Consider the following 3,480-nt stretch of genomic DNA (forward strand, 5'->3'; position numbering starts at 1 on the left):
CGCCAAGGAGATCAAGGGCCTGATCGACGACTCGGTCGGCAAGGTCAACGACGGCTCGGCGCTGGTGCACAAGGCCGGCGCGACCATGGGCGAGATCGTCGCCTCGGTGCAGCGCGTGACCGACATCATGGCCGAGATCTCCGCCGCCTCGCAGGAACAGAGCGCCGGCATCGAGCAGGTCAACCAGACCGTGGTGCAGATGGACGAAACCACGCAGCAGAACGCCGCGCTGGTGGAAGAAGCCACCGCCGCCGCACGTGCGATGGAAGAACAGGCCGGCCACCTCAGCGAGGCCGTGTCGATCTTCGTGGTGGACGAAGCCGAGGTCGTCGCCGCCCCGCGCGTCACCGCCCCGGCGCCGCGCGCCGCTGCACCGGCTGCCCCGGCCCCGGCTGCCCCGCCGGCCCGCCGCACGGCGGGTGGTCGCCCGATGGCCACCGAACTGGCCGACGGGGACTGGCAGGAGTTCTGATGCCTGCCTGACCTGAGTTACGAGAACGCCCTGGCCCTGTGCTGGGGCGTTTTTGTTTACCCCCCGGGGTCAGATCCCTTTTCCTCAGGAAAAGGGATCTGACCCCACGTCGACCCCATCGCGGGATCCTCTACGCCCTCAACTCAAGCCTGTCTTCAAAGTCGAACTCGAGTTGCCTCGGAACACGCAGCGCACGACATCGACGCCATGGCCTCAGGCTCTCCATGCTGATCGGCGGAGCCAGAACGAGCGCATGTTGCCACGCGGACAGCGCGCTCGCACCGGCACAACAACGGTACGTGTGGGAAATGGACAAACGCAGAAAGCGGGCCAGTGCGGGGACGCGGAAATTGTGGTGCTGCAACATCACCAGATAAGTGCTTGCTACGGAATACTTCAGCTCCCCCTCGCCCGGCGGGAGGGGAGCCTCTTCACGCAGTTGCAGAAAGGACAAGGGGTCCTGCCCGTCCGCACTCAACCGCGCCAGCAAGGGGTGACCGCCCTCCTCCCCGCTGGGTGCGTGATCCAGGCGTACGGCGTGCCTGACGTTCACATCGGTGTAGCGAACCAGCTTCTGGTACAGATAACTGATCAACAGGGTCCGATCATCAGGCGCCGCCAGATCCAGCGGCTCCCTCCCTTCATCTCCCCATGTCGCAGCCAACAGCCATGCTTCATTGATCACATCCTGTTCGCTGCATTCCCCCTGGGTATGCCGCGCAACGCGCTTCAGATCGGCCCTCTGCTGCTCGACGAACGCCGCAAATCCATCCAATACGCAATCACCTCGACCCAAAACCTGGAACGTTGAACCGGGTGGCGAACAAGTGGCTATGGGGGAAGTTGCAAATGCGAGGTCCGCCGGATCTACGGGGTCAGATCCCTTTACCCGAGGAAAAGGGATCTGACCCCATGATCCGCAGGCAGCGCCGCAGCCGCCGCTGCAAGGAAACCTGAATACGTTCGGACACCGCACCTCAATCCCCCGCCCGCGCGGCCGATAACGGGGTTGTCACGGCGCATCCCGCCGCTGACCGGCACGGCGCCGCCCGCCCGCTTCGACCTGGTCCTGCTCGATGAATCTCCTGCATCGCTGGCAACACTACTTCCGCAATCTTTCCGTCCGGCGCAAGCTCAACCTGCTGACGCTGCTCATCGCGCTCGGCGTGATCGCGCTCTCGGTGATCGCCGCCCGCATGCAGTACCTGGACCTGACCGAAACCCGCAAGAGCGCGCTGAAGACCCAGGTCGAACTGAGCTACGGCATCCTGCTGCACTACCACCGCCTGGCCGGTACCGGCGAGCTCAGCGAAGAGGCCGCCAAGAGCGCCGCGCTGCAGGCGCTGGAGGTCATGCGCGCCGGGAACGATACCTACTACTTCAACATCTACGACACCGGCTACCGCCTGCTGATGCACCCGTTCCGCAAGGACCTGGTCGGCAAGGACATGAAGGACTTCCGCACCGACGACGGCGTCCGGATCTACTACGACCAGGTCGAAGCGGCTCGCGCCGGCGGCGGCTTCGTCAACTACCGCTGGGCCAAGCCGGGCAGCAAGGGCGAGGTCGAGAAGGTCGCCTATGCCGGCCTGTTCGCGCCCTGGAACTGGGTGGTCAGCAGCGGCGTCTACATGGACGACGTGCAGAAACAGGCGCTGGTGTTCACCGCCATCATGGCGGTCTCTGGTGGCGTACTGGTGCTGATCGTGCTGGCCCTGAGCTGGGTCATCGGCAACCGCATCGCCGTGCCGCTGAAGCAGGCCACCGCCGTGGCCGAAGGCATCGCCGGCGGCAAGCTGGACAGCCACATCGGCCCGCAGCCGCACGACGAAACCGGCCGCCTGCTGGTGGCCATGGCCGGCATGCAGCAGCAGCTGCATGCAGTCATCACCGGCCAGCGCGAAATGGCGCGCCGTCACGACGGTGGCGAACTGAGCTACCGCATCGACGCCAGCGCCTTCCCCGGCGAGTACGGGCTGATGGTGCAGGAAACCAACGCCCTGGTCGGCGGCCACGTGCAGACCCTGCACGACGTGCTGGACGTGGTGCAGCAGTACGCGGTTGGCGATCTCAGCCGCGACATTGCACGCTACCCGGGCGAAAAGGCCGCGATGACAACCACCGTTGATACGGTCAAGGCCAACCTCGGCCGCATCAATGCCGAGATCAAGCAGCTGGCCAGCGCCGCCGCCGCCGGCGACTTCAGCCTCCGTGGCGATGCGCAGCGCTTCGATCACGATTTCCGCCTGATGCTGGAGAACCTCAACGCGATGATGGCGGTCAGCGATGACAACCTCGGCAAGCTCTCGCAGCTGCTGTCGGCCATCGCCGAAGGTGACCTGACCGCACGCATGCACGGCGATTACCAGGGCGTGTTCGCACGCATGCGCGACGATGCCAACACCACCGTTGCACAGCTGACCCAGATCGTCGGCCAGATCCAGGCCACCGCCTCCAGCATCACCCTGGCCGCCGGCGAGATCGCCTCCGGCAACAGCGACCTGTCGCGCCGCACCGAGCAGCAGGCTGCCAACCTGGAAGAAACCGCCGCCTCGATGGAGGAACTGACCTCCACCGTGCGCCAGAACGCCGAGCACGCACGCCAGGCCAACCAGCTCGCCATCGGCGCGCACGGTGTCGCCTTGCAGGGGGGTGAAGTGGTCGGCCAGGTGGTCACCACCATGTCGGCCATCGAAGCCTCGTCGAAGAAGATCGCCGAGATCATCTCGGTCATCGACGGCATTGCCTTCCAGACCAACATCCTGGCACTGAATGCCGCGGTGGAAGCCGCGCGTGCCGGCGAACAGGGCCGCGGCTTTGCCGTGGTCGCCAGCGAAGTGCGCACCCTCGCCCAGCGCTCGGCCGCCGCCGCCAAGGAGATCAAGGGCCTGATCGACGACTCGGTCGGCAAGGTCAACGACGGCTCGGCGCTGGTGCACAAGGCCGGCGCGACCATGGGCGAGATCGTCGCCTCGGTGCAGCGCGTGACCGACATCATGGCCGAGATC

General features: G+C 65.8%; 3 protein-coding genes. 2 read left to right on the forward strand and 1 reads right to left on the reverse strand.

The features are described from left to right. The coding region (locus tag AC5P5W_RS20630) for a methyl-accepting chemotaxis protein (RefSeq protein ID WP_495204213.1) at positions 1–472 on the forward strand (472 nt) is incomplete at its 5' end. 130 nt (positions 473–602) lie between these two features. On the opposite strand, the gene AC5P5W_RS20635 is transcribed toward AC5P5W_RS20630, so the two are convergent. Next, positions 603–1,247, reverse strand: coding sequence for a hypothetical protein (locus AC5P5W_RS20635; protein ID WP_032959438.1), 645 nt, complete (start codon positions 1,245–1,247; stop codon positions 603–605). A 301-nt stretch (positions 1,248–1,548) separates the two neighbouring features. On the opposite strand from AC5P5W_RS20635, the gene AC5P5W_RS20640 reads away from it, so the two are divergent. Further along, a partial coding sequence (locus AC5P5W_RS20640; RefSeq protein WP_495221422.1) for a methyl-accepting chemotaxis protein occupies positions 1,549–3,480 on the forward strand: 1,932 nt, incomplete at its 3' end.

The sequence above is a fragment of the Stenotrophomonas sp. YJH_SMC_123 genome (assembly GCF_059368215.1).